Consider the following 25,555-nt stretch of genomic DNA (forward strand, 5'->3'; position numbering starts at 1 on the left):
CGACCATCAACACCATGGTCGACCAGCTCTCCGCCTTCGCCGACGAGGTCACCCGCGTCGCCCGCGAGGTCGGCACCGAGGGAAACCTGGGCGGCCGGGCGCAGGTCAGGGGCGTCTCCGGGGTCTGGAAGGACCTCACCGAGAACGTCAACTTCATGGCCGACAACCTGACCTCGCAGGTCCGCAACATCGCGCTCGTCTCGACGGCCGTCGCCCAGGGCGATCTCGGAAAGAAGATCACGGTCGAGGCGAAGGGCGAGATCCTGGAGCTCAAGTCGACCATCAACACCATGGTCGACCAGCTCTCCGCCTTCGCCGACGAGGTCACCCGCGTCGCCCGCGAGGTCGGCACCGAGGGAAACCTGGGCGGCCAGGCCCAGGTCCGCGGAGTGTCCGGGGTTTGGAAGGAGCTGACCGACAACGTCAACTTCATGGCGTCGAACCTCACTTCCCAGGTCCGCAACATCGCCCAGGTGACCACGGCCGTCGCCAACGGCGACCTGTCGAAGAAGATCACCGTGGACGCGCGCGGCGAGATCCTGGAGCTGAAGGACACCGTCAACACGATGGTGGAGCAGCTGCGCGCCTTCGCGGACGAGGTAACCCGGGTCGCCCGCGAGGTCGGCACCGACGGCCGGCTCGGCGGGCGCGCCCAGGTGCTGGGCGTGACCGGTCTGTGGAAGGACCTCACCGACAACGTCAACTACATGGCCGACAACCTGACCTCGCAGGTCCGCAACATCGCGCAGGTCGCGACGGCCGTGGCGCAGGGCGACCTGTCGAAGAAGATCGACGTGGACGCGCGCGGCGAGATCCTCGAGCTCAAGACCACCATCAACACCATGGTGGACACGCTCTCCTCGTTCTCCTCCGAGGTCACCCGCGTGGCCCGCGAGGTCGGCAGCGAGGGCCAGCTGGGCGGTCAGGCCCGGGTGGAGGGCGTGTACGGCACCTGGAAGCGGCTCACCACCAACGTGAACGAGCTCGCCCTCAACCTCACCACCCAGGTCCGCGCCATCGCCGAGGTCGCGTCCGCCGTCGCCCAGGGAGACATGTCCCGCTCCATCACGGTCGAGACGCGCGGCGAGGTCTCCGAGCTGAAGGACAACATCAATCTGATGGTGTCCAACCTCCGGGAGACCACCCGCGCCAAGGACTGGCTGGAGTCCAATCTGGCCCGTCTGGCCGGTCTGATGCAAGGCCACCGCGATCTGATGGAGGTCGCGGACCTGATCCTGCGGGAGCTGACCCCGCTGGTGAACGCGCAGTACGGCGCGTTCTTCCTGGCCGACCCGGCCGAGGACGGCTCTCCGGCCCGTACGACCTCGACCACCAAGGGACTGGCCTTCATCGCCGGATACGGCTCCGCCCAGTCCTCCACCATCGACACCACCGGGATGCCGGGCCACGGGCTGGTCCGGCAGGCCGCGCTGGAGAAGAAGCGGATCCTGCTGGAGGAGGCGCCGCCCGACTACATCAAGATCAACTCCGGGCTCGGCGAGGCGCCGCCGACCAGCGTCGTCATCATCCCGATCCTCTTCGAGGACAAGCTGCTCGGCGTCATCGAGCTCGCCTCGTTCTCCCGCTTCTCCGACGTCCATCTGGCGTTCTTCGACCAGTTCGTGAACACCATCGGCGTCGCGATCAACACGATCATCGCCAACTCCCGTACGGAGTCGCTGCTCGGCGAGTCCCAGCGGCTCGCGGTCCAGCTCCAGGAGCGCTCGAACGAGCTCCAGCGGCAGCAGGCCGAACTCCAGCGCTCGAACGCCGAACTGGAGGAGAAGGCGGCGCTGCTGGCCACCTCCTCGCAGTACAAGTCGGAGTTCCTGGCGAACATGTCGCACGAGCTGCGCACCCCGCTCAACTCGCTGCTGATCCTGGCCCGGCTGCTGTCGGACAACCCGGACGGCCATCTCTCGGACCAGGAGGTGCAGTTCGCGACCACGATCCACCGTTCGGGGTCGGATCTGCTCCAGCTGATCAACGACATCCTCGACCTGTCGAAGATCGAGGCGGGCAGGATGGACGTACGGCCGAAGAAGCTGCCGCTGATCAAGGTGCTGGACTACGTCCACGCCACCTTCCGTCCCATCACCATCGACCGGGGGCTGGCGTTCGAGGTCGCGGTCGGCGAGGACGTGCCGCGCGAGATGTTCTCCGACGAGCAGCGGCTCCAGCAGATCCTGCGCAATCTGCTCTCCAACGCGATCAAGTTCACCTCGTCCGGCCGGGTCGAGCTGCGCGTGAACCGGATCAAGGACCCGGAGGGCACGCTGCTCAAGGACGTCGTCGATGTGATCGCCTTCGCGGTGACGGACACGGGCATCGGCATCGCGGCGGACAAGCTCCCGGTGATCTTCGAGGCGTTCCAGCAGGCCGACGGCACGACGAACCGCAAGTACGGCGGCACGGGCCTCGGCCTGTCCATCAGCCGGGAGATCTCAGGGCTGCTGGGCGGCAAGATCATCGCGGAGAGCGAGCCGGGCAAGGGATCGACCTTCACGCTGTACGTCCCCGTCGTCTATCCCGGCCACGGGGGCGGCGATTCGGACGGCGTGCATCCGTCCCAGGCGTCCCTCTCACCCCTCTCGCCCCAGCCGCTGTCATCCCAGCCGCTCCACTCCGCGCATGCGGCGCACGCGGTCCACACGTACCACTCGGACCACGGGCCCCGGCCGGGCGTGGAGGAGGACGGCTGGCCGACGACCACCAAGCTGGAGGAGTGGAAGTCCGGCCGGGCGGGCCGGATCCTGGCGGGCCGGCGCGTCCTCATCGTCGACGACGACATCCGCAACGTCTTCGCGCTGACGCACGTCCTGGGCCGGGTGGGCATGCCCGTGCTGTACGCGGAGAACGGCCGGGAGGGCATCGAGACGCTGGAGCGCAATCCGGACGTCGAACTGGTCCTGATGGACATCATGATGCCGGAGATGGACGGCTACGAGACGATCGAGGCGATTCGCCGCAGCCCGCTCTGGACGGACCTGCCGATCGTGGCGCTCACGGCCAAGGCGATGCCCGGCGACCGCGAGAAGTCGATCGCGCAGGGCGCCAACGAGTACGTGCCCAAGCCCGTCGACGTGGACCGCCTGCTGACGATCGTCTCCGCTCTCCTGGACCCCGAGGGCGAGACGACCGAGCCGGGGAACGACGGCGCGTCGTCCGAGACACCCGCAGTACCGGGGCAGCCCAGCGGCCATGGCGAGCCGGCTGCCCCACCGACGATCACGTGAGGCAGGCACGATGAGCACAGAGGCGCCCACCGCCGACCGCGCGAGCATCCTCCTGGTGGACGACATGGAGGACAACCTCGTCGCCTTGGAGGCCGTCCTGGGGTCCCTCAACGAACCGCTGGTCCGCGCCCGTTCCGGGGAGGAGGCGATGAAGGCGCTGCTGCGGCACAAATTCGCGGTGGTGCTGCTGGACGTGCGGATGCCGGGGATGGACGGCTTCGAGACGGCGTCCAACATCAAGCGGCTGGACCAGACGAAGGACGTGCCGATCATCTTCCTGACGGGCACGGACGCGGACAGCGGCTATGCGTTCAGGGGGTACGCGACGGGGGCGGCGGACTTCCTGACGAAGCCGTTCGACCCATGGGTGCTACGGGCGAAGGTGAACGTCTTCCTCGACCTGCACCGCAAGAACCGCCAGCTGGAACGCATGCTGGCGAGGGAACGGGACCACCTGGGCGAGATAGCGGAGCGCCTGACGTCGATCGAACTCGAACTGGCACGAACGGGCCCTGCGGACGCCCCGGACCTACGCACCCAGCTGACGCGGATGGAGGAGATCCTCCAGGATCTGCGGAGGGTACGGGGGTAGGTCGGGGGGGTAGGCGCGGGGTGCCCCGTGCGGCGGGCCCGGGGCGACGCGGTACGGCGTGGGCCTGGGGCCCGGGGGCGAGGCGGGAGCTTGCCCGGCCTGGGCGGGGCCGGGGGGGCGAGGCGGTACGGCGTGGGCCTGGGGCCCGGGGCCCGGGGCCCGGGGCAGGAGCTTGCCCCGCCCGGGTGGGGCCGGGCGTCCCGGCCCAGGGCAGGACCGTCCCGACCCGGCCCGGAAGCTGGCGGTCCCGGCCCTGGCGGGGGCTGTCCGCCCCAACCCGAGGCAGCACCTGGGTCCAGCACAGGGCCCGCTCGGCCCGGGGCAGTGCCAACCGGCCCAGCGCGGGGGCGTCCGTCCCCACTCAGCCCGGGGGCTGCCCGTCTAGCCCGAGGCAGTACCTGCGCCCAGCACAGGACCTTGCCCGACCCGGCCCGGGGCTTGTCCGTCCCAGCCCAGGCGCGGGCCGTCCGTCGAGCGTCCAGCCAGCCCGAGGCAGCGCCTGGGCCCGGCACAGAGCCCAGCCCGGGGCAGGGCCTAACCCGCCCAGCCCGCGGGGGCTGCCCGTTCAGCCCGGGCAGTGCCTCGGCCCGACCCGGACCGGCGCAGAGCCCTGTCCGGCCCGAGGAAGGAGCCTGCCCGGCCCCGAGGCAGGAGCCCCGGAAGCCCCAGGGCAGGAGCCGTCCGCCCCCGCCCCGCCCCACTCACCCCTACGCCTCGCGCGACCCCGCGTACATCTCCTCGATCAGCGCCTTGTACTCGCGCTCGACCACCGGCCGCTTCAGCTTCAGGCTCGGCGTCAGCTCGCCGTGCTCGATGTCCAGGTCGCGCGGGAGGAGGCGGAACTTCTTGATCGTCTGCCAGCGCTGCAGCCCCTCGTTGAGCCGCTTCACATAGCCCTCGACGAGCTCCTCCGTCTGCTTGGAGGCCACCACTTCCGCGTACGTCTTGCCCTCCAGGCCGTTCTCCTTGGCCCAGCCGAGGATCGTCGGCTCGTCCAGCGCGATCAGCGCCGTGCAGAAGTTGCGGTCCGCCCCGTGCACCAGGATGTTGGAGACGAACGGGCACACCGCCTTGAACTGCCCCTCCACCTCCGCCGGCGCGATGTACTTGCCGCCGGACGTCTTGATCAGGTCCTTCTTGCGGTCCGTGATCCGCAGGTAGCCGTCCGCGGAGAGCTCGCCGATGTCCCCGGTGTGGAACCAGCCGTCGGACTCCAGAACCTCCGCCGTCTTCTCCGGCAGCCCGTGGTAGCCCTCCATGATGCCGGGGCCGCGCAGCAGGATCTCGCCGTCGTCGGCGATCCGCACCTCGCAGCCGGGCAGCGGCTTGCCGACCGTGCCGGTGCGGTAGGCCTCGCCCGGGTTGACGAAGGAGGCGGCGCTGGACTCCGTGAGGCCGTAGCCCTCCAGGATGTGGATCCCGGCGCCGGCGAAGAAGTAGCCGATGTCGGGGGCGAGCGCCGCCGAGCCGGAGACCGCGGCGCGCAGCCGGCCGCCGAACGCCTCGCGCAGCTTGGAGTAGACGAGCGTGTCGGCGATCTTGTGCTTCGCGCTCAGACCGAACGGCGCGGTGGCCGAGCCGGTGCGGCGGAAGTTGTCCTGCGTGGTCTTGGCGTACTCGCGGGCCACCTCGGCCGCCCACTGGAAGATCTTGTACTTGGCGCCGCCGCCGGCCCTCGCCTTGGCCGCGACTCCGTTGTAGACCTTCTCGAAGATACGCGGGACGGCCGCCATGTAGGTCGGCTGCACTACGGGCAGGTTCTCGATGATCTTGTCGACCCGGCCGTCGACGGCGGTGACGTGCCCGACCTCGATCTGGCCGGAGGTCAGCACCTTGCCGAAGACGTGCGCCAGCGGCAGCCACAGGTACTGGACGTCGTCCTTGCCGATCAGCCCGGTCGCGGCCATGGCCTTGGCCATGTAGGACCAGTTGTCGTGCGGCAGCCGTACGCCCTTGGGACGGCCCGTGGTGCCCGAGGTGTAGATGAGCGTCGCCAGCTGCTCGGGGGTGATCGCCGCGATCCGCTCCTTGACGGCGCCGGGGTGCTCGGCGAGGTACTCCGCGCCGCGCGCCTCCAGGTCGGCGAGGGTGAGCACCCAGCCCTTGGGGTCGCTCTCGTCCGGCTCGACGCCGGACGGGTCGACGACGACGACGTTCGTCAGCCCGGGCAGGTCGGTCCGCTTCTCGCGCGCCTTGGCGAGCTGCGAGGCGTCCTCCGCGATGAGCACCCGGCTGGTGGAGTCGGAGAGGATGAACGCCGACTCCTCGGCGTTGGTGGACGGGTAGATCGTGGTGGTCGCGCCGCCCGCGCACATCACGCCGAGGTCGGCGAGGATCCACTCGACCCGCGTCGAGGAGGCGAGTGCGACCCGGTTCTCGGGCTGCACGCCGAGGGCGATCAGGCCCGCGGCGATGGCGTAGACCCGCTCGGCGGCCTCGCCCCAGCTCAGCGACTTCCATTCGTCGGGCCCCTGCCCGGACGCGGCGGGCACCGGGTAACGGTAGGCCTCGCCGTCCGGCGTGGCCGCGACGCGCTCGGTGAAGAGGGTCGCCACGGAGGGCGGTCGGTTCTCGATCAGGGTCTGTGTGTCGCTCACGACGTCCTCCGGGCCTGCGGCAGCACTGCACGACTGGCTGGTTGTTTAACTGGCGAGTAACCATCGAGCCGTGATCAGGGTAGAGCGGACGGGACCTGCGCGTAAGAGTCTGCGGGCTGCCGCTTGATAACGAACAGGACGCCGCGCCCACAGCCCGATCCACGGGTGGATGTATTGCGCAGCTACCCCGTGCGCACCACTCTGAACACGGAAAACGCCCGTCCGGAGGACCGGACGGGCGTTTCCGCTGACTCCAACGCCCGCGTCGGGGAGCTTCAGGGAGTCTCGGGGAACGTCGAGAAGCTCACAGGGCTACTTCTTCGACTTTCCGCCTTCGTCGCTGGACAGCACGGCGATGAAGGCCTCCTGCGGAACCTCCACGCTGCCGACCATCTTCATCCGCTTCTTGCCTTCCTTCTGCTTCTCCAGCAGCTTCCGCTTACGGGAGATGTCACCGCCGTAGCACTTGGCGAGAACGTCCTTGCGGATGGCGCGGATGGTCTCGCGGGCGATGACCCGGGAGCCGATGGCGGCCTGGATGGGCACCTCGAACGCCTGCCGGGGGATGAGCTCCCTCAACTTGGCGACGAGCCGTACGCCATATGCGTACGCGGCGTCCTTGTGGGTGACGGCGGAGAACGCGTCGACCTTGTCGCCGTGCAGCAGGATGTCGACCTTGACCAAGGAGGAGGCCTGCTCGCCCGTGGGCTCGTAGTCCAGCGACGCGTAGCCCCTGGTCTTGGACTTCAGCTGGTCGAAGAAGTCGAAGACGATCTCGGCGAGGGGCAGCGTGTAGCGGATCTCGACGCGGTCCTCGGAGAGGTAGTCCATGCCGAGCAGCGTGCCGCGACGGGTCTGGCAGAGCTCCATGATCGCGCCGATGAACTCGCTGGGAGCGAGGATCGTGGCGCGCACCACCGGCTCGTACACGTCCGAGATCTTGCCCTCGGGGAACTCGCTCGGGTTGGTGACGGTGTGCTCGCTGCCGTCCTCCATGACCACGCGGTAGACCACGTTGGGGGCGGTGGCGATCAGGTCGAGGCCGAACTCGCGCTCCAGCCGCTCGCGGATCACATCGAGGTGCAGCAGGCCGAGGAAGCCGACGCGGAAGCCGAAGCCGAGTGCCGCGGAGGTCTCGGGCTCGTAGACCAGGGCGGCGTCGTTGAGCTGGAGCTTGTCGAGGGCCTCGCGGAGGTCCGGGTACTCCGAGCCGTCCAGCGGGTACAGGCCCGAGAACACCATCGGCTTGGGGTCCTTGTAGCCGCCCAGCGCCTCGGTGGCGCCCTTCGCCTGCGAGGTGATCGTGTCGCCGACCTTGGACTGACGGACGTCCTTCACGCCGGTGATGATGTAGCCCACCTCGCCGACGCCGATGCCGTCGGCCGGGGTCATCTCCGGCGAGGAGACGCCGATCTCCAGCAGCTCGTGCGTGGCGCCGGTGGACATCATCCTGATGCGCTCGCGCTTGTTGAGCTGGCCGTCCACGACACGTACATAGGTGACGACGCCGCGGTAGGAGTCGTAGACCGAGTCGAAGATCATCGCGCGGGCGGGGGCGTCGGCGACGCCGACCGGGGCCGGGACGTCGCGCACGACGCGGTTCAGCAGCGCGTCCACGCCGACGCCGGTCTTGGCGGAGACCTTCAGCACGTCGGAGGGGTCGCAGCCGATGAGGCCGGCGAGCTCCTCGGAGAACTTCTCCGGCTGGGCGGCCGGGAGGTCGATCTTGTTGAGCACCGGGACGATGGTGAGGTCGTTCTCCATCGCCAGGTAGAGGTTGGCGAGGGTCTGCGCCTCGATGCCCTGGGCGGCGTCCACGAGCAGGATGGTCCCCTCGCACGCGGCGAGGGAGCGCGACACCTCATAGGTGAAGTCGACGTGCCCGGGGGTGTCGATCATGTTGAGGATGTGGGTCTTCCCCTGGTCCTCGCCCTCGGTGGGCGCCCAGGGCAGTCGAACCGCCTGGGACTTGATCGTGATGCCCCGCTCACGCTCGATGTCCATACGATCGAGGTACTGAGCGCGCATCTGCCGCTGGTCGACCACTCCGGTCAGCTGGAGCATGCGGTCGGCGAGGGTCGACTTGCCGTGGTCGATGTGCGCGATGATGCAGAAGTTGCGGATCAGCGCCGGGTCGGTACGGCTCGGCTCGGGCACGTTGGTAGGGGTCGCGGGCACGCAGGGTCCTGATTCTTGAGACGCGTGGCGTCTCGTCTCGGGTCGACATAGGAGCGATACGTAGGTTCCATGGTCCCACGGGTGAGGGACTGTGCTCGGTTTGGGCCGGTCGGAGGGCGACTGGTAGCCTGGGCAGCTGTGTCTCGTACGCCCTCTTCAGCTACGAGCCGCACCTGTTGTAGACATCGAACCTGAGAAGGCTCTTTTCGTGGCGAACATCAAGTCCCAGATCAAGCGGAACAAGACGAACGAGAAGGCGCGCCTGCGTAACAAGGCCGTCAAGTCCTCGCTCAAGACCGCGATCCGCAAGGCCCGCGAGGCCGTCGCAGCGGGTGACGTCGAGAAGGCCAACGTGGCCGTCCGTGAGGCGTCGCAGAAGCTCGACAAGGCTGTCTCGAAGGGTGTCATCCACAAGAACGCCGCCGCCAACAAGAAGTCGGCGCTGGCTGCCAAGGTTGGCTCCCTCCAGGGCTGAACCTCTTGATTGTCGCCGGTTAGGGACTCAGCGGGCCCTCTCTTCCGCTCCCCACCCGGCACCCCGGATCCGCACGCGGCCTGCGTTCGCCACGCGGGTGCGAATCCAACCAGAGCACTACCTCAAGCCCCGCGCCCGTCGCCCTTCCCCAGGACGACGGGCGCGGGGTTTTGTGCGTGGGGGTGGGTGTGGGGTGGGGGCGTGGCTGGCGGGGGGCGGGCGGGGGGCGGGGGTCGGAGGGAGCGCCGGGCCGGCAGGTCCGGGCCTGCGCTGTGCGGGGCGCCGGGGCCGTGGGACCGCAGGGTGCTGGGGCCGGGGACTGGGGACTGCTGGCCGGCGGGTCCGAGGGCCTGTGCTCTACGGGGCCCGGAACGGCGGACGCCCCTGGCCCTGGCGGCCTGGGGCCGTGGGACCGCAGGCTGCTCGGGCCGGGGGCCGGGACCACTGGCCGGCGGGTCCGGGGGTCTGTGCTCTACGGGGCCCGGAACGGCGGACGCCCTGGCCTTGGCGGCCTGGGGCCGTGGGACCGCAGGGTGCTCGGGCCCCCGGGGCTCGGGGGACTGCTGAGCCTGGAGGCGGCGTGCGTAGGGCCTGGGCCGACCGACCGGGCCGCCGGGTCTGGTCTGTGCACTACGGTGACGGGGCAGGCCCACTGGACGGGCCGGCCGGGGCCGTAGGGCACGGGGCAGCCGGGGCGCATAGGCCCGCGAGCCGTTACTCGCCGGGGCCTGGCGGGAACCCCCGGGGCCTGAGGGCGCTCTGCTCCCTGGGGCCGGAGGCGGGGCGGCGTACGGCGGGAGGTCTGCTCGGGACCGCGACGCGAAGCTGTCGCGGGGCGGGCAGCAGCTGGATCTGTACATCTGTGCAACGGGTGCGGGTGCGAAGATCCCGCGGCGCCTGCCGGCCTGCGGCGCGCAGCCGCCGCGCGCCGGGCACGGCAGGCGCGACACATCATGGGGTCCGGGGCCTGCCCCGGTTTCGGGAAGGGGCGGGGTGGGGGGGAATCCCCCCGGCGGCCCACTACCGCCTCATCCTCGCCGCCCGCGCCACCCCCACCACCGCTTTCTCCAACGCATACTCCGGGTCGTCCCCGCCCCCCTTGACCCCCGCGTCCGCCTCGGCCACCGCCTGCAGCGCCATCGCCACCCCGTCCGGCGTCCAGCCCCGCATCTGCTGCCTGACCCGGTCGATCTTCCAGGGCGGCATGCCCAGCTCACGGGCGAGGTCCGCGGGCCGGCCGCCGCGCGCGGACGAGAGCTTGCCGATCGCCCGGACCCCCTGCGCCAGCGCGCTCGTGATCAGCACAGGCGCCACCCCCGTGGACAGCGACCAGCGCAACGCCTCCAGCGCCTCCGCCGCCCTGCCCTCCACCGCCCGGTCCGCGACCGTGAAGCTGGAGGCCTCCGCGCGGCCCGTGTAGTACCGCCCGACGACCGCCTCGTCGATCGTGCCCTCCACGTCCGCCACGAGCTGCGAGACCGCGCTCGCCAGCTCGCGCAGATCGCTGCCGATCGAGTCCACGAGCGCCTGGCACGCCTCGGGCGTCGCCGACCTCCCCAGCGCGCGGAACTCCGACCGCACGAACGTCAGCCGCTCCGCGGGCTTCGTCGTCTTGGGGCAGGCGACCTCCCGCGCACCCGCCTTGCGAGCCGCGTCGAGCAGCCCCTTGCCCTTCGCTGCCCCCGGGTGCAGCAGAACGAGCGTGATCTCCTCGGCCGGGGCGTCGAGGTACGACTTGACGTCCTTGATCGTGTCCGCGGACAGGTCCTGGGCGTTCCGCACGATCACGACCTTGCGCTCGGCGAAGAGCGAAGGGCTGGTCAGCTCCGCGAGCGTCCCGGGCTGAAGCTGGTCGGCGGTGAGATCGCGTACGTCCGTGTCGGCGTCGGCGGCCCGCGCCGCCGCCACCACCTGCTGCACCGCACGGTCGAGGAGCAGGTCCTCCTGGCCCACGGCGAGCGTGACGGGGGCGAGGGGATCGTCGGTCGAATTCTTCCTGGTGGCCATCGCGGACCAGCATCCCACGGGGCACTGACACTGCCCTACGCCCCGTTGTCGACGTGCTCTCGGCGTACCGGAGAATGTGCCCGTGAGCGATGTGAGACACGTACTCGTCCTGCCCGACCGCGACGCCGCCGAGGAAGTCGCACAGGAACTGGCCGCCCGCTTCGGGGTAGCCGAGGAGCCCCAGCTCGTACGCGACGCACTGGCCGGCGAGGACGACGCCGAGGACGCGCAGTGGCTGGTCGTCGTGGAGGACCCGGCGGCCCGCCTCGACTCGGCCGCGCTGGACGACTTCGCAGCCGAGTACGAGGGATGGCTCGAGGCCCCCTAGCCTCTGCGGCCTCTGCCCCGCTCTGGGCTCCCGCCCGGGCTACCCGCCCTCCGCCGCCGTCGGCCCTCCCTGCCGATCTCAGGACGTGCGTTCCGGCGCCGTCGGCAACCGGTCCAGACTCAGCCCGAAGTGCTCGCTGTACGCCGCCAGCACCGCGGCGTCGTCGCCCAGCACCTCCTCATGGCGTTCGCCGTTCACGGTGCTCACGAGCTTCCGGCCGCTGAGCGTGATCCGCCCCTCGGGCGTGAGCCGGGAGCAGACCAGCGACTGCGTGAAGTGCGAGGCCGGCGACGTGCGATGCCACCACGCCCCCGCCTCGAAGTCGGGGAGCGCACGCGCCCGCGTCTCCAGCCGGAACTGCGGCTTGCCGTCCCGATACAGGTCCAGATCTCCCTCCTCAGGCCCCTCCTCGAACCTGAACGTCCCCGCCGGGTCCTTCTGGTCCCCCCGCTCGTCGAGGGCGAGCGGGAAGTGGCTGTGGTCGCCGAACCCGACGTCCGCCAGCCACGGCCCCGAACCGTCCGCCGCCTCGACGCGAAGGGCCATGTGGTCGTACGGGATGCCGAGTCGCCCTCCCTCGCCGAACACCCGCGCCTGCAGGAGCGTGACCCCGAAGCCGAGGTCGCGCAGCAACACCGCGAACGCTCCGTTGAGTTCGTAGCAGAACCCCCCTCGCCGCGCCTCGACGATCTTGGCGATAAGCGCCTTCTCCTCCAGCACGACGTCCTCGCCGAGATGAACCGAGAGGTTCTCGAACGGCACCGTCCTCAAGTGACGAAGCTGCAGGTCACGCAGGGCCGTCAGGTCGGCGTGCAGCGGGCGGGCAGCGCCGATTCGGCGGAGGTAGTCATCCATGACGAGAGTCTCGCGCGATCTTCGCCGACCCGCCATGGACCTTGGTTCCCAAACGCCCTGGACGCTGGTCCTAGGACCGTCGGCCGAGGCGTCCGCAACCGCCGCGCCACTACGGTGCAGCCCATGACGAACCACGAGTACGAACCCGCCCGAAGCCCGGAGCAGCGCAAGCAGGACGTGCTCGCACGGCTGGAGAAGGACGAGGACGTCTGGGTCGCCACCGCCTCCTCGGACGGCGAGCCCTGTCTCGTACCGCTGTCCTTCGTGTGGGACCAGGGCACGCTGCTGATGTGCACCCGCCGCGTCAACCCGACCGCCCTCAACCTCTCGCCCCGCGGACGAGCCGTCGTCACGGCCGGCCACACCAGGGACGTCGTCCTCATCCATGGCGACGCCGAACTCGTGGAGGGCTCCGACCTGGCGAAGGAGTCGGCCGACGCGTTCACGGCGAAGCTCGGCTGGGATCCGCGAGACCGCCGGCCGTGGGTCTATATCCGCATCACGCCGCGAACTCTCAAGGCATGGCGTGAGGAGAACGAGCTGGCGGACAGGGCGCTGATGCGCGACGGCGCGTGGCTGGTCTGACCGCCGCCCGCCCCCACGCCCGGCGGCGCCCGACCGGCCGCCCGCCCGCTGCTCGCGCCGCCGGCCCGCGCCGCGTCTGCGGACCGACCGCCGCCCGCAGGCACGGCCCTCAGATCCGGGCCGCTACCCGTCACCGCGATGGCTCCGTCCCGATCCGTGCGCAGCACCGCCGCTCCCCCGGCCCGTAGCGCGTCGAGGGTGCGAGGCGAGGGGTGTCCATAGAGGTTGTCCTTTCCACAGGAGATGAGAGCCAGCCGGGCGCGTACTCCGTGGAGCAGCCCGGGATGCTGGTGGGCGGAGCCGTGGTGGGCGACTTTGAGGACGTCGAGGGGCGGCAGCGCCGGATGAGCCCGCAACAGGCCCCGCTGGGCTGGTGGTTCAAGGTCGCCCAGCAGCAGGATGACCGGTCCGCCCGCGATCCGCACGAGCAGCGTGACACTGGCGTCGTTGGGCCCTTCCGGAACGTGCCCCGGCCGAGTGCCGGCAGGGCGGTGCAACGACGCAGGGCGGCCGTGCAGCGAAGCGGGGCGACCGTGCAGCGACGCAGGCTGGGCCAGCCTGAGAGGGCTCCGGGCGGCGGGCGCGAGCCCGACAGTCGGCGGGGGCCAGAGCACCTGCCAGGAGAGCCGTCCCACCCTGCGCCGCTCCCCCGTGCCCGCGCGGACCACGGGCACCCCGGCCGCTGCCGTCGTTCTCCGTACGAACGCGCTCTGCTCCCGCGGCTCGTCGTACGTCGTCGTCTGCACCGCGCCGACGTCCCTTCCCCTCAACACCCCGGGAAGCCCTCGGACATGGTCGGCGTGGAAGTGGGTCAGCACGACCAGCGGAATCCGGGTGACGCCCAGGTCCCGCAGACAACGGTCGGCGAGGACTGGGTCGGGCCCGGCGTCCACGACCACGGCTGTGCCGTCCCCTGCCGAGAGCACCGTCGCGTCCCCTTGTCCGACATCGCACATCGCAAACGCCCACCCCGGCGGCGGCCACCCCGTGACGAACCGGGTGAGCGGCGCCGGGCGCAGAACCACGAGCACCAGCAGCAGCACGCAGACCAGCCCCGCCCAGGGATGACGCGGCAGCCTGCGGGCCAAGAGCACGACCAGGACCGTGACGCCGGCCAGCAGCAGCCCGCCCCTCCAGCCCCCTGGCCAGCCCGCCTGCGCCCCCGGCAGCGCCGCCCCGGTGCGGGCGACGGAGGCGATCCACCCTGCCGGCCACCCCGCGCAGAGGGCCAGCAGCTCGGCGACCGGCATCGCCGCCGGAGCCGCGGCGAGGGCTGCGAATCCGAGCACCGTGGCCGGCGCGACCACGAGCTCCGCCGCCAGATTGCAGGGGATCGCCACCAGGCTGACTCTGGCGGCGAAGACGGCCACCACAGGAGCGCACACCGCCTGCGCCGCGGCCGCCGCCGCCAGCGCCTCCGCCAGGCGGGGCGGCACCCTCCGCCGTTGCAGCGCCTCACTCCAGCCTGGGGCGACGGTGAGCAGCGCGCCCGTGGCGAGCACGGAGAGCAGGAAGCCGTAACTGCGCGCCAGCCAAGGGTCGTACAGCACCAGCAGCAGCACGGCCGCCGCCAGCGCGGGGATGAGAGACCGACGGCGTCCGGTACCGATGGCCAGCAGGACGATGAGCCCGCAGGCCGCCGCCCGCAGCACGCTCGGCTCAGGTCTGCACACCACCACGAAGGCCAGCGTGAGCGTCCCGCCGACGAGCGCCGTTCCCCGCAAGGTGATGCCCAACCGGGGCGCGAGTCCTCTCCGTTCGGCCAGCAACGCGGTGCTGGGCGGCCCGATCAGCAGCATGAGCACGATGGTCAGATTGCTTCCTGACACGGCGAGGAGGTGCGTGAGGTCCGTCGCCTCGAAGGCGTCCCGCAGATCCGACGGGATCCGTGAGGTGTCTCCGACGACCAGCCCGGGCAGCAGCGCCCGCGCGTCCGGCGCCAGCCCGCCCGTCGCCTCCCGCAGTCCGCCGCGAAGCTCTCCAGCCGTGCGCTGAAGGGCCGTCGGCGGTCCCGTGATGCGCGGCGGCCCGTCTCCCTTGGCCCGCAGCACGGCTGCGAACCGCGTGTCCTCCTCCAGCGCGGGCGCCAGTCGCCCGGCCAGCCGCAGCCTGGTCGAGGGCAGGATCCGCTGCCACCGCGCGCCTGACTCGCCAGGCCGCACGATGACCAGGACGGGCGTCCGAGTCGCCGTCGCCGAGCCGCCGGCCTGGCTAACCCGGGTCACCTCCGCGTCCAGCAGGAGGCCCCTGCCCGCTGTCTGGCCCTCCTGCCCCCGGGGCCGGAGCGGCTTGGGATCGGAGGTGACCGTCACCTCGACGGTGACCCGCGCGTACTGGCGGGCGAGCTCCGGAACCGGGCCTCGCCGCAGGTCGGCGCCGTGGAGCCCGGCCGAGGCCGCTCCCGCGGCTGCGCACAGCAGCACCGCGGCGCCCGCCGTCGCGTTGAGCCGACGGCGACGGCCCACCGCACGCACCACGGCGGGAGTGAGCAGCAGCCCTGCCATGACGAGGCAGACGCTCACGCCCACCGCCGTCCACGATCCCCGCGCGCCCATCGCCAGCGCCGCCGCGCCCCAGGCCGCGAGGGCCGGCGGCACCAGGCGCAGATCGGCCGGTCCCTCCTGCCGGGGATCGGACGAGCCCAGCCGATGACCTGAGTCGACATGAACCGCCGAGCGGGTCATGGCCGTACAAGGGTCTGGAGGTCCGCGAATCGGCGTTCGCCGATCCCGTCGACCTCGCGGAGCTCGTCGACCGACCGGAAACCGCCGTGCTCGGTGCGGTAGTCGACGATGTGCTGGGCCAGAACGGGACCGACGCCCGGCAGGGTCTCGAGCTGCTCCACCGTGGCGGAGTTGAGGTTCATGGGTCCCATGGGCTGCCCGGCGCCCGTGCCCGTACCGCTGCCCGCGCCGTTCACCGCGGGTGCGCCGGGCGGGGCGGTCACGCCCACCATGACCTGCTCGCCGTCCATGAGCACGCGAGCCCGGTTGAGCGCGGTCAGATCAGTGCCCTCTCTCGCTCCTCCGGCGGCCCGCAGTGCGTCGGCGACCCTCGACCCGGCGGGCAGCAGATGGATTCCGGGCTGCCGGACCTTGCCGCTCACATCGACGACGATCCGTCCCTCGGGCGCTCCTCCCGTGGCCGCAGGCTGAGCCCCTGGCGACGGCTGCGGGGCTGGCGTGGCCGCGCCCTGCTGGACCAGCACCGGAGCGCGAACGGGCTGCGGTCGCCCGGCCCAGAAATGCTGCACCGCGAAGACCGCCGCGGCCACGAGAACCACGGCCAGCGCCGCGAGAGTCCTGGGCTCCAGCCCGCATCTGAGCTGCACCCACACCGGCAGCCGCTCCCGCAGCGCGAGCCCCGCCCGCGTGGGGACCTCCCGCGTACGGACCTCCCGTGTGCGGGTGTCACCTGCGCCGACGGCATCGGCCTCCGGCGCCTCCGCCCGGGCCACCGGCCTGTCCAGCAGCGCACTTCGGGTCGCCGCCCCGCTGGCCGGAGCCACCGGACCGTCAGCCGGCTGGGCTCCCGCCAGACCACGCGGAGCAGCCAGACCAGCCCCAGCGTTCGCAGCAGCGGGAGCACCCCGGCCGGCAGGCATGAGGCGACCAGTCGAGCCCGGATCGTCTCCCCCGCCTCTCGGCGCCCCGTCGAACAGGGCGTCCGCCCGTCGGCGCAGAGCCGCGGTCGTCTCGGCAGCCGACCCGCGTGCCCGGCTCCCTCGGAGTCGGCCGGTGCGGCCGGGCCCCAGGGAGCGGCCGGGCCCGCGTGCAGAGCCGGCGCCGCGGCCGTGGCGGGCGCGGCTGTCGGAGGCCGGGGCGCGGCCAGGTCCACTGGTTGCGGAGCGTGATCGAAGAGCCATGCCACGAGACGGTAGGCACATCTGCCCGACCCCGCCGAGCAGGCTCAAATTCCGTGGACAACCGACCCGTTGTGGAAAACTTCGTCACTCGCAAAGGTGACGGACAGGTGGTGACGGACAGGTTCAGCGCGGGGAGACCACGACCGCCAGGAGCCCCGGTCCCGTATGCGCTCCGATCACCGCGCCCACCTCGCTGACGTGCAGGTCGACCAGGCCGGTGACCCGCTCGCGCAGCCGCTCGGCCAGTGCCTCAGCCCGCTCCGGCGCGGCCAGATGGTGCACGGCGATGTCCACGCTGCTCATCCCGGCCCGGTCGGCGGCGATCTCCTCGAGCCGGGCGATGGCCTTCGACGCCGTGCGCACCTTCTCCATCGGCACGATCCGCCCGCCGTCGAGCTGCAGCAGCGGCTTCATGGCGAGCGCCGAGCCGAGCAGCGCCTGCGCCGCTCCGATGCGGCCGCCGCGGCGCAGAAAGTCCAGTGTGTCGACGTAGAAGTACGCGGACATGCCCGCGGCCCGCTTCTCCGCGGCGGCCACCGCCTCGTCCAGGGTGCCGCCGGCCTCCGTCGCCTCCGCTGCCGCGAGCGCGCAGAACCCGAGGGCCATCGCGACCATCCCGGTGTCCACGACCCGCACGGGCACGGGAGCGTCCTTGGCGGCGAGCACCGCGGCGTCGTACGTCCCTGAGAACTCGGACGACAGGTGCAGCGAGACGATCCCGGTCGCACCGGCCTCGGCACGCGCCCGGTAGGCCGCTGCGAACTCCTCCGGGCTCGGGCGCGACGTGGTCACCGGGCGTCGCTTCTGCAGGGCCAGGGCCAGCGAGCGGGCCGAGATCTCTGTTCCCTCTTCGAGCGCTTGATCGCCCAGTACGACGGTCAGCGGCACCGCGATGATGCCGTGCCGCTCCATCGTCGGTGGTGGCAGGTAGGCCGTTGAATCAGTGACGATCGCGACATGGCGGGACATGAGCGGGAGGTTACCCGCCGAGACCGCCGCACGGCAGCCCGGCCCCACGCCGGCGACCGAGTCGCCCGCCTCGGCGGACGGGTTCGACGGACGCCGACGCGCGGCTCGAAGCTCAGTTCGTCGTCTCGGGACGCGCCGCCTTCTGCCAGGGATACGCCGTCTGCTGCCGAGGATCGCGCGCCGTGATCGCCTGCGGCTGACCCACGTCGGCCGTCTGCGCCGCGGCCTCCGGCTCCGGCCACGTCTGCTCAGCGGCGGCGCCTTCCGATGCCCCCGCACCCGTCCGCCCGGCCTCGGGCCAGGACGGCTCGGCCGCCTCCCTGCCCGGCGCGGCCGCGCCGGCGGTGCCCTCTGTCGACCAGTGCCGCAGCGCGCCCGCCTCCACGTCGATCTGGGCGCTCAGCGCGTCCAGATCGTCGTCGGCGAACTTCTGCGCCCGGTCCCGGGCGGCCCAGCGGAGCGAGTCTGCCGATTGCGTGATCCGCTCCGTGCGCTCGCGCAGACCCGGCAGCAAGGTCGCCAGCCTGGTGCGGTCCGGCTCGCGCTCCAGGCGCTTGAGCTCGTCGTCCAACTCGTGCCCGTGCGCGCTGAGCCGGGTGAAGAGCGCGAGCGACTCGGACAGCGAGGCGTCCTCGGCGACGCCCGCCTGCAGCGCGTCCTGGGTCGCCCTCATCGAGGTGCGCAGCGACAGCCGCAGTTGCGCCAGTTCGCCCACGACTCCGCCCTGGCCGTAGCTCTTCGCGCGCAGCGTGGTCTCCTCGACGGTGCGTCGCGCCTGTGTGACGGTGCGTTCCACACCGCGCTTGGCTGCTTTGACGACCTTCACGGTCGCATACACCCCCAACGCCACGAAGGCGACGAAAAGCAGCGCCAGGATCAGAAGTGCTTCTCCCATGAGCGCCCTCCGGGCATGAGTTGTGGTCCTTCCACGGTAAACGGAAGGGGCAGGCCGAGGGTTCCATAGGAACCCCCAACCTGCCCTTAAGGGATGACCCGGAATGCCTCGGAAGGCCTCAGCCGACCGCCGAGTGCCCGGGCGTCCGCCCCGTTACGCAGGAACGATGTTGACCAGCTTCGGAGCGCGCACGATCACCTTGCGGATGCCCGCGCCGGCCAGCGCGGCGACGACCGCCGTGTCACCCAGTGCCAGCTTCTCCAGCTCCTCGTCGGAGATCGACGGGGAGACCTCCAGTCGCGCCTTGACCTTGCCCTTGATCTGAACGACGCAGGTCACGGTCTCGTCCACGACATAGGCGGGGTCGGCGACCGGGAAGCCCTGGTGCACGACCGAGTCCGTGTGGCCCAGCTTGCGCCACAGCTCCTCGGCGATGTGCGGGGCCAGCGGGGCGATCAGCAGCACCAGGGACTCGGCGACGCCGCGCGACAGCGGGCCGCCCGCCTTGGTCAGGTGGTTGTTCAGCTCCGTGATCTTGGCGATGGCGGTGTTGAAGCGCAGATCCGCCAGGTCCTGGCCGACGCCGTCGATCGCCTTGTGCAGGGCGCGCAGCGTCGCCTCGTCGGGCTCGGCGTCGACGATCGTGATCTCGCCGGTCGCCTCGTCGACGATGTTGCGCCACAGCCGCTGCAGCAGCCGGTACTGGCCGACGACGGCACGGGTGTCCCACGGCCGCGACACGTCCAGGGGCCCCATGGCCATCTCGTACAGCCGCAGGGTGTCCGCGCCGTACTCGGCGCAGATCTGGTCCGGGGTGATGGCGTTCTTCAGGGACTTGCCCATCTTGCCCAGCTCGCGCTTGACGGCCTCGCCCTCGAAGTAGAACTTCCCGTCCCGCTCCTCGACGTCGGCGGCGGCCACGGGGAAGCCGCGGCTGTCCCGGTAGACGTACGCCTGGATCATGCCCTGGTTGTACAGCTTGTGGAACGGCTCGACCGAGGAGACGTGCCCCAGGTCGAACAGGACCTTGGACCAGAACCGCGCGTACAGCAGGTGCAGTACGGCGTGCTCGGCGCCGCCGACGTACAGGTCGACGCCGCCGTGCGGCATGCCGTCGCGCGGGCCCATCCAGTACTGCTCGATGGCCGGGTCGACCAGCTTGTCGTCGTTGTGCGGGTCCAGGTAGCGCAGCTCGTACCAGCACGAGCCGGCCCAGTTGGGCATGGTGTTGGTCTCCCGGCGGTAGCGCTTGACGCCGTCGCCCAGGTCCAGCTCCACATTGACCCAGTCCTCGTTGCGCGACAGCGGCGTCTCCGGCTGGGTGTCCGCGTCGTCCGCGTCGAACGTGCGAGGCGAGTAGTCGTCGACCTCGGGCAGCTCCAGCGGCAGCATCGACTCGGGCAGCGCGTGCGCGACGCCGTCCTCGTCATAGACGATCGGGAAGGGCTCGCCCCAGTACCGCTGCCGGCTGAACAGCCAGTCGCGCAGCCGGAAGTTGACCGTTCCCTCGCCGATGCCGCGTGCCGTCAGCCACTCGGTGATCTTGGCCTTGGCCTCGGCGACGGCCAGGCCGTTCAGCGAGATCTCGTCGTTGGCGGAGTTGATCGCCGGGCCCTGCCCGTTGAACGCCTCGCCCTCCCAGCCCTCCGGCGGCTGGACGGTGCGGACGATGGGCAGCTCGAACGCCTCGGCGAACTCCCAGTCGCGCTCGTCCTGGCCGGGGACGGCCATGATGGCGCCGGTGCCGTAGCCCATCAGGACGTAGTCGGCGACGAAGACCGGGATCCGGTCGCCGGTGACCGGGTTCACGGCGTACGCGCCGCTGAAGACGCCCGTCTTGTCCTTGTGCTCGGTCTGCCGCTCGACGTCGCTCTTCGTCTGGGCCTGCTTGCGGTAGGCCGAGACGGCCTCGGCCGGAGTGGCCGCGCCGCCGGTCCACGCCTCCTTGACGCCCTCGGGCCACTCGGCCGGGACGATGGAGTCGATCAGGCCGTGCTCAGGGGCCAGAACCATGTAGGTGGCGCCGAACAGAGTGTCGGGGCGCGTGGTGAAGACCGTGATCTGCGCGCCGTCGTGGCCCTCGACCTCGAAGTTGACGCGAGCGCCCTCGGAGCGCCCGATCCAGTTGCGCTGCTGCAGCTTGATGGCCTCCGGCCAGTCCAGCGCGTCCAGGTCGTCCAGCAGCCGGTCGGCGTAGGCGGTGATACGCATGTTCCACTGGCGCAGCTTCGCCTTGAAGACCGGGAAGTTGCCGCGCTCGGAGCGGCCGTCGGCCGTCACCTCTTCGTTGGCCAGCACGGTGCCCAGACCCGGGCACCAGTTGACGGGCGCGTCGGAGGCGTACGCCAGGCGGTAGCCGCCCAGGACCTCAGCGCGCTCGGAGGCGCTCAGCTCGCTCCACGCGCGCGTGCCGGGCACGGCGCGCTCGCCGCTCTCGAACTGCGCGACCAGCTCGTCGATCGGGCGGGCCTTCTGCGCGTCCTCGTCGAACCACGAGTTGAAGATCTGCAGGAAGATCCACTGGGTCCACTTGTAGTACTTCGGGTCGATCGTCGCGACCGACCGGCGCTTGTCGTGACCCAGGCCCAGCCGACGCAGCTGGCGCTTCATGTTCTCCATAGCCTCCTCGGTCGACACCCGGGGGTGGGTGCCGGTGGAGACCGCGTGCTGCTCGGCGGGCAGTCCGAAGGCGTCGAAGCCCAGCGTGTGCAGGACATTGTGGCCGGTCATGCGCTGGTGGCGGGCGAAGACGTCGGTGGCGATGTAGCCGAGCGGATGTCCGACGTGCAGACCGGAGCCCGAGGGGTAGGGGAACATGTCCATGACGAACTTCTTGGGCTTGGCCGCCAGCGCCGGGTCCCCGGCCAGACCGCCGGTCGGGTTCGGCGCCTCGTACGTGCCGTCGGCGTCCCAGAAGTCCTGCCAGCGCGCCTCGATCTCGGCGGCCATGGCAGCGGTGTAGCGGTGCGCTGCGGCCGCCTCCGCGGAGGGGGCTCCTCCCGTGCCGGAGGCAGCGGGGGAGGAATTCGTCTCGCTCATGATCCTTAAGGCTCCATCGATCGTCTCTGCTTGCGCTGTGACATCCACCGAAATGAAAAAGCCCCTCGCACAGGAGGGGACGCCGCGCCGATTCCGACCGGATTCTTCATCCGTCGGGACTGATCAGCGCGGCTCGCTAAGCAGAAGGCGTACGGCACGCATGGCGCCAGGGTACCGCAGGGAGCGAAGCACTCGCATAAGGGAATGCGGGGAATGCCATAGTGCCCTCAGGAGGGGGTGCTTCCGCCTCCCAGGACGCTCGCCGAACCCCGCGTCGAGTGTTCCGGCACGGCTATGGACGACGTCCGCACGGATCATCGCGCGCCGATCTGAACGCTCCTAGCACGTTGATACGTACCTCTGAGGGGGGCTCGCACAATCCCCACATGGCCTCCATAGAGCATGTTGGAACGAAACCATATGAAGCGCCACATATCGCACAGCCCGGACTGCACCATCCACTCTCCCGGATACCGAGGCGAACCCTCCGGGGACGCCCACAAGCACCGCGGAGAGTCTTCGCGCGCCCTTCGAGAGCCCCGACGCATGAGCCTCAGCCGCTTGGGTTACCCCGCGTATCGCCCCTATCCAGGGCAACCCCAGAGTCAGTTGGCTGTGCTTCCGCTCTCTAAACGCTCAAACGTCGTACCGCTCGGTATGGGTCGACCTAGCATGCGTCAACGGGACCGCTTTCCCGCACCATTCGGAGTCGCCCCATGAAGCCTCATCGCAACCCGCGTTCATCCCCAGCGCCGAGTACCGGGCTCAGCCGCCCGGTGCAAGGCGGCTTGTCCGTAGCCGCCTTGGTACTCATACCCGTGATCGCCGTCGCAGGAAGCGACAGTTTCCGCGCCGCGCTCGACTTCACCACGGGGGTCCTCTCCCTGGTGTCCCTGACCGCCTCCATCGCCTGGGGGCTGCTCGCCACCGACCGGTTGCTGCTCTCTCCCCGCCACCGCCTGCTGGCCCAGGGCATCCACCGGTCGACCGCGGTCGCCTCTCTCGGCTTCCTGCTGTTGCACGCGACCGTGAAGGTGTCGCTCGGCCACGTCGAACTGCTGGGCGCGCTCATACCGTTCGGGCTCGGCGTCACCGGCACATCCGGCTTGATCGGCTTCGGGTCGCTCGCCGGCTTCCTCATGGTGGTCGCCGCCACGACCGGGGCGCTGCGCAGCGCCCTGGCCGGCAACATCCGCATCGCCGGCCGCTGGCGGGCTCTGCACATGCTGGCCTACCCCGCCTGGTGCTCGGCGCTGGTGCACGGCCTCTATACCGGCCGACCCGCCGCGGCCTGGGTGACGACGATGTACTGCCTGGCGCTCACCGGCGTCGCGGCGGCCGTCTCGGTCCGGCTGGCGCCGCGCCCCCTCCAGCGCCGCATCGCCAACAAGATCCTGTCCCTGACCGGCGGATCCGACGGCACGCCGGCGGAGCAGGAGCGCCAGCGTGACCTCTCCACCTCGCCGCTGCCCGGCGCCTCAGGCCTGACCGGGCCGGCAGACCTCAACGGCAGGGCCGGCCGCCGGCGGATGAACGGCATCCCCGCACAGCGCCCGTACGAGGCGGAGTTCGAGCGCGAGTCGCCCCTCGGCAGCCAGTCCCGCGCGCAGCCCAGGCGGCTCGAGGCACCCTCCCCGCAGCTGTACGAGGCCCCGCCGCCGCCCGTCAGCGAGCCGATCGTCTCCGGCGACCCCAGCGGCGCCCTCTCCGGCTCGGCGGGCGCCCGCCCCGGATTCGCCGCCGCCTACCGCGCGGTCTCCCTCGGCGGGGACCAGAGCGCTCCGCTGGCCGAGCGGGTTCCGATGACCGAGGAGATCCCCGTCGTGTCCGAGTCCGGGCCGCGCGCGGGTCTGTGGCCCACTCCCTCGCCCCCGCCGCCCGCACAGGCCCCGCCCGCGCCCGCCGCGCCCCCGTCGTACGACACCCCTCCCCCGCCCCTCTTCGAGACCCCTCCGACGTACGAGGCGCCCTCGTACGAAGCCACCTCTCCGTACGAGACCCCTGCCTCGTACGGCGCCACGTCCTCGTACGACTTCACGGCCTCGTTCGACGCTCCCGCCTCGTACGACGCCACCGCCTCGTACGATCCCCCTTCCTCGTACGACGCCACCGCCTCGTACGATTCCTCTCCCGCCTACACCCCCATGGGGGACCCCTCGACCTCGTACGACCCCGCTCCGCCGTACGACACCGGCAACATCGGTTCGTTCGACGAGACCGCAACCATGCCCGGGCCCCTCTTCCCGCCCCCGGCCGGGGAGCCCTGGCACGCACCCGCAGGAGAACGACCGTGAACGCCCCCCTCCCCGATGTCCCCGAGGTCCGAGTCGTCGGCCTTCCTCAGCTGACGCAGGGCTTCGACCTCGTCGAGCGCCTCGACCTCGCCATGCACCTCAAGGTGCACGGGCCGCTCGAGCCGGTGACCGGCGAGCGGCTCGCTCAGCTCGCCGAGGACATATCGCTGCGCGGCCGGGGAGGCGCGGGGTTCCCGTTCGGACAGAAGCTGCGCGCGGTCGCCAAGTCCTCGATCCGGCGCGGGGTGCGGCCCGTCGTCGTGGTCAACGGCAGTGAGGGGGAGCCTGCCTGCCGCAAGGACACCGTGCTGCTCAACCGCGCGCCCCACCTGATCCTCGACGGCGCTCTGCTGGCGGCTGAGGCCCTCGGGGCGCGCACCCTGGTGATCGCGGTGACCCGCAACTCCACAGAGGTCTCCATGCGCGCCGCGCTGGCCGAGCGCGGCCTGTCGGACCGGCGCGGGCAGCAGCTGCGCGCACGGGTGGTCCGCACCCCGGAGCGCATGGTCTCCGGCGAGGCGTCCTCCGTCATCCGCGCCGTGAACGGCGGCCCCGCCCTGCCGCCCGGCCGTCGTGAGCGAGCCTCCGACACCGGCGTCGGCGGCGCCCCGACGCTGCTGTCCAACGCGGAGACGTTCGCGCAGCTCGCTATAGGCGCCCGGATCGGCGCCCGCAGGTACGGCCACACCGGCCTGGACACGGAGCCCGGCACGGTCATGCTGACGATCTCCGGCGCGGTCGCGCGCCCTATGGTCGTCGAGGTCCCCACCGGTGTGCCGCTTCGGTACGTGCTCCAGCTGGCGGGCGCCCCGCCGATGCCCCAGGGCGTGCTGACCGGCGGCTACCACGGCAACTGGATCGACGCCGCGGCCGTCCACGAGGCCAACGTCTCGCGCGAGTCCCTGGCGGCCGTCGGCGGCGCGCTCGGCGCGGGCGCGATCTTGCCGATCGGCCCCGAGACCTGCCCGCTGGGCGAGGCGCTGCGCGTGGCGAACTGGCTCGCCGCCGAGACCGCCGGCCAGTGCGGCCCCTGCCGACTGGGCCTGCCCGCGGCGGCCGGCGGTCTGTCCGACGTGATGAACGGCGGCGGCCCGGCCGCTCTGGAGGCGCTGCGCGAGGTGACCCAGGCCGTCAAGGGCCGGGGCGCGTGCAAGCACCCCGACGGCTCGGCCCGCTTCTTCGCGTCGACGCTGTCCGCCTTCACGGACGACCTCGCCGCCCATGTGCTCGACGGCGGCTGCGGGCGCGAGACGACCGGCGTGCTGCCGCTTCCGCTGCCCGGCTACGAGGAGGCGGTGGAGTCGATTTCGAGCGGCGAGAAGGTCTTCATCGACTGGACGCTCTGCCAGGGCCACGGCATCTGCGCGGAGATCATCCCGGAGCTGATCCGGCTGAACCCGGACGGCTTCCCGTCGGTGGCCGACGCGGTGGTTCCCATGCATCTCCAGGGGCGCACCCAGCGCGCCGTGCGGCGCTGCCCCCAGCTGGCGATGCGCATCGAGCAGACGGCGGCCGACCGCGCCCCCAAGCCCTCGGGCCGCCCCGGAACTGCCCGACTGTCCGGGCGACGAAGCGGCACATAACCTTCGCGTCGAACGAATCGGTGAAGACCATGAAGTGCATCCGGCCGCGGGTGCTGA

The 25,555-nt window shown here is 71.3% G+C and carries 16 protein-coding genes; 7 read left to right on the plus strand and 9 right to left on the minus strand.

All coding sequences use genetic code 11. The annotated features are described in order from the left end of the window. On the plus strand, positions 1-3,236 hold a 3,236-nt coding region (locus tag AB0M39_RS31580), incomplete at its 5' end, for a HAMP domain-containing protein (protein ID WP_365369756.1). Between the two features lie 10 nt (positions 3,237-3,246). Next, positions 3,247-3,828 carry a response regulator gene (locus AB0M39_RS31585; protein WP_365369758.1) on the plus strand — a complete coding sequence of 194 codons (582 nt, stop codon included), beginning with the start codon at positions 3,247-3,249 and terminating at the stop codon, positions 3,826-3,828. Positions 3,829-4,535: 707 nt separating this feature from the next. On the opposite strand, the gene AB0M39_RS31590 is transcribed toward AB0M39_RS31585, so the two are convergent. Beyond that, positions 4,536-6,425: an AMP-dependent synthetase/ligase gene (locus tag AB0M39_RS31590; protein WP_365369760.1), complete on the minus strand. Its 1,890-nt coding sequence runs from the start codon at positions 6,423-6,425 to the stop codon at positions 4,536-4,538. Between the two features lie 312 nt (positions 6,426-6,737). Then, the gene (gene lepA, locus AB0M39_RS31595; RefSeq protein ID WP_365369762.1) at positions 6,738-8,603 is read right to left on the minus strand and encodes a translation elongation factor 4; all 1,866 of its coding nucleotides are present in this window, start codon (positions 8,601-8,603) and stop codon (positions 6,738-6,740) included. Between the two features lie 208 nt (positions 8,604-8,811). On the opposite strand from lepA, the gene rpsT reads away from it, so the two are divergent. Then, a complete protein-coding gene (rpsT, locus tag AB0M39_RS31600) occupies positions 8,812-9,078 on the plus strand; it encodes a 30S ribosomal protein S20 (protein ID WP_365369764.1) in 267 nt (88 codons plus the stop codon). A gap of 1,020 nt (positions 9,079-10,098) precedes the next feature. Here the strand turns inward: rpsT and holA are convergent. Further along, positions 10,099-11,085: a DNA polymerase III subunit delta gene (holA, locus tag AB0M39_RS31605; RefSeq protein ID WP_365369766.1), complete on the minus strand. Its 987-nt coding sequence runs from the start codon at positions 11,083-11,085 to the stop codon at positions 10,099-10,101. Between the two features lie 82 nt (positions 11,086-11,167). On the opposite strand from holA, the gene AB0M39_RS31610 reads away from it, so the two are divergent. Next, complete coding sequence (locus AB0M39_RS31610; protein WP_365369768.1) at positions 11,168-11,413, plus strand: hypothetical protein; 246 nt, start codon at positions 11,168-11,170, stop codon at positions 11,411-11,413. A 78-nt stretch (positions 11,414-11,491) separates the two neighbouring features. Here AB0M39_RS31610 and AB0M39_RS31615 read toward each other — a convergent pair whose 3' ends face one another. Then, positions 11,492-12,268 carry an arylamine N-acetyltransferase gene (locus tag AB0M39_RS31615; protein WP_365369770.1) on the minus strand — a complete coding sequence of 259 codons (777 nt, stop codon included), beginning with the start codon at positions 12,266-12,268 and terminating at the stop codon, positions 11,492-11,494. Positions 12,269-12,391: 123 nt separating this feature from the next. On the opposite strand from AB0M39_RS31615, the gene AB0M39_RS31620 reads away from it, so the two are divergent. Then, positions 12,392-12,853: a pyridoxamine 5'-phosphate oxidase family protein gene (locus AB0M39_RS31620; protein ID WP_365369772.1), complete on the plus strand. Its 462-nt coding sequence runs from the start codon at positions 12,392-12,394 to the stop codon at positions 12,851-12,853. Here AB0M39_RS31620 and AB0M39_RS31625 read toward each other — a convergent pair. The 5 genes from AB0M39_RS31625 to leuS all read right to left on the minus strand — a co-directional run bounded on the left by AB0M39_RS31625 (position 12,757) and on the right by leuS (position 21,621). Then, positions 12,757-15,537, minus strand: a complete 2,781-nt coding sequence (locus tag AB0M39_RS31625; RefSeq protein WP_365369774.1) for a ComEC/Rec2 family competence protein — start codon at positions 15,535-15,537, stop codon at positions 12,757-12,759. The genes AB0M39_RS31620 and AB0M39_RS31625 overlap by 97 nt on opposite strands. Next, positions 15,534-16,739 (minus strand): ComEA family DNA-binding protein, encoded by a 1,206-nt coding sequence (locus tag AB0M39_RS31630; protein ID WP_365369776.1) that lies wholly within the window; start codon positions 16,737-16,739, stop codon positions 15,534-15,536. Before AB0M39_RS31630 ends, AB0M39_RS31625 begins: the two co-directional genes overlap by 4 nt. 102 nt (positions 16,740-16,841) lie before the next feature. After that, entirely contained in the window at positions 16,842-17,687 is an 846-nt protein-coding gene (locus AB0M39_RS31635; protein ID WP_365369778.1) for a DegV family protein, read from the minus strand. 112 nt (positions 17,688-17,799) lie between these two features. Then, on the minus strand, positions 17,800-18,582 hold the full coding sequence (locus AB0M39_RS31640; protein ID WP_365369780.1) for a hypothetical protein: 783 nt from the start codon (positions 18,580-18,582) through the stop codon (positions 17,800-17,802). 153 nt (positions 18,583-18,735) lie between these two features. Next, complete coding sequence (gene leuS, locus AB0M39_RS31645) at positions 18,736-21,621, minus strand: leucine--tRNA ligase (RefSeq protein WP_365369782.1); 2,886 nt, start codon at positions 21,619-21,621, stop codon at positions 18,736-18,738. An 818-nt stretch (positions 21,622-22,439) separates the two neighbouring features. Between leuS and AB0M39_RS31650 the strand changes: the two genes are divergently transcribed. Continuing rightward, positions 22,440-23,915 carry a ferric reductase-like transmembrane domain-containing protein gene (locus AB0M39_RS31650; protein WP_365369784.1) on the plus strand — a complete coding sequence of 492 codons (1,476 nt, stop codon included), beginning with the start codon at positions 22,440-22,442 and terminating at the stop codon, positions 23,913-23,915. Continuing rightward, positions 23,912-25,498, plus strand: coding sequence for an NADH-ubiquinone oxidoreductase-F iron-sulfur binding region domain-containing protein (locus AB0M39_RS31655; RefSeq protein ID WP_365369786.1), 1,587 nt, complete (start codon positions 23,912-23,914; stop codon positions 25,496-25,498). The genes AB0M39_RS31650 and AB0M39_RS31655 overlap by 4 nt, the downstream gene beginning before the upstream one ends. The last annotated feature ends 57 nt before the right edge of the window (positions 25,499-25,555 follow it).

The organism is Streptomyces sp. NPDC051907, from assembly GCF_040681075.1.
In the GTDB taxonomy this organism is placed as follows: domain Bacteria; phylum Actinomycetota; class Actinomycetes; order Streptomycetales; family Streptomycetaceae; genus Streptomyces.

Excerpts from the sequence above, each read along its gene's own strand:
- AB0M39_RS31585 (WP_365369758.1), top strand. The coding sequence starts at position 3,247 with ATGAGCACAGAGGCGCCCACCGCCGACCGCGCGAGCATCCTCCTGGTG.
- holA (WP_365369766.1), bottom strand. The coding sequence starts at position 11,085 with ATGGCCACCAGGAAGAATTCGACCGACGATCCCCTCGCCCCCGTCACG.
- AB0M39_RS31615 (WP_365369770.1), bottom strand. The coding sequence starts at position 12,268 with ATGGATGACTACCTCCGCCGAATCGGCGCTGCCCGCCCGCTGCACGCC.
- AB0M39_RS31620 (WP_365369772.1), top strand. The coding sequence starts at position 12,392 with ATGACGAACCACGAGTACGAACCCGCCCGAAGCCCGGAGCAGCGCAAG.
- AB0M39_RS31625 (WP_365369774.1), bottom strand. The coding sequence starts at position 15,537 with ATGACCCGCTCGGCGGTTCATGTCGACTCAGGTCATCGGCTGGGCTCG.
- AB0M39_RS31630 (WP_365369776.1), bottom strand. The coding sequence starts at position 16,739 with ATGTGCCTACCGTCTCGTGGCATGGCTCTTCGATCACGCTCCGCAACC.
- AB0M39_RS31635 (WP_365369778.1), bottom strand. The coding sequence starts at position 17,687 with ATGTCCCGCCATGTCGCGATCGTCACTGATTCAACGGCCTACCTGCCA.
- AB0M39_RS31640 (WP_365369780.1), bottom strand. The coding sequence starts at position 18,582 with ATGGGAGAAGCACTTCTGATCCTGGCGCTGCTTTTCGTCGCCTTCGTG.
- leuS (WP_365369782.1), bottom strand. The coding sequence starts at position 21,621 with ATGAGCGAGACGAATTCCTCCCCCGCTGCCTCCGGCACGGGAGGAGCC.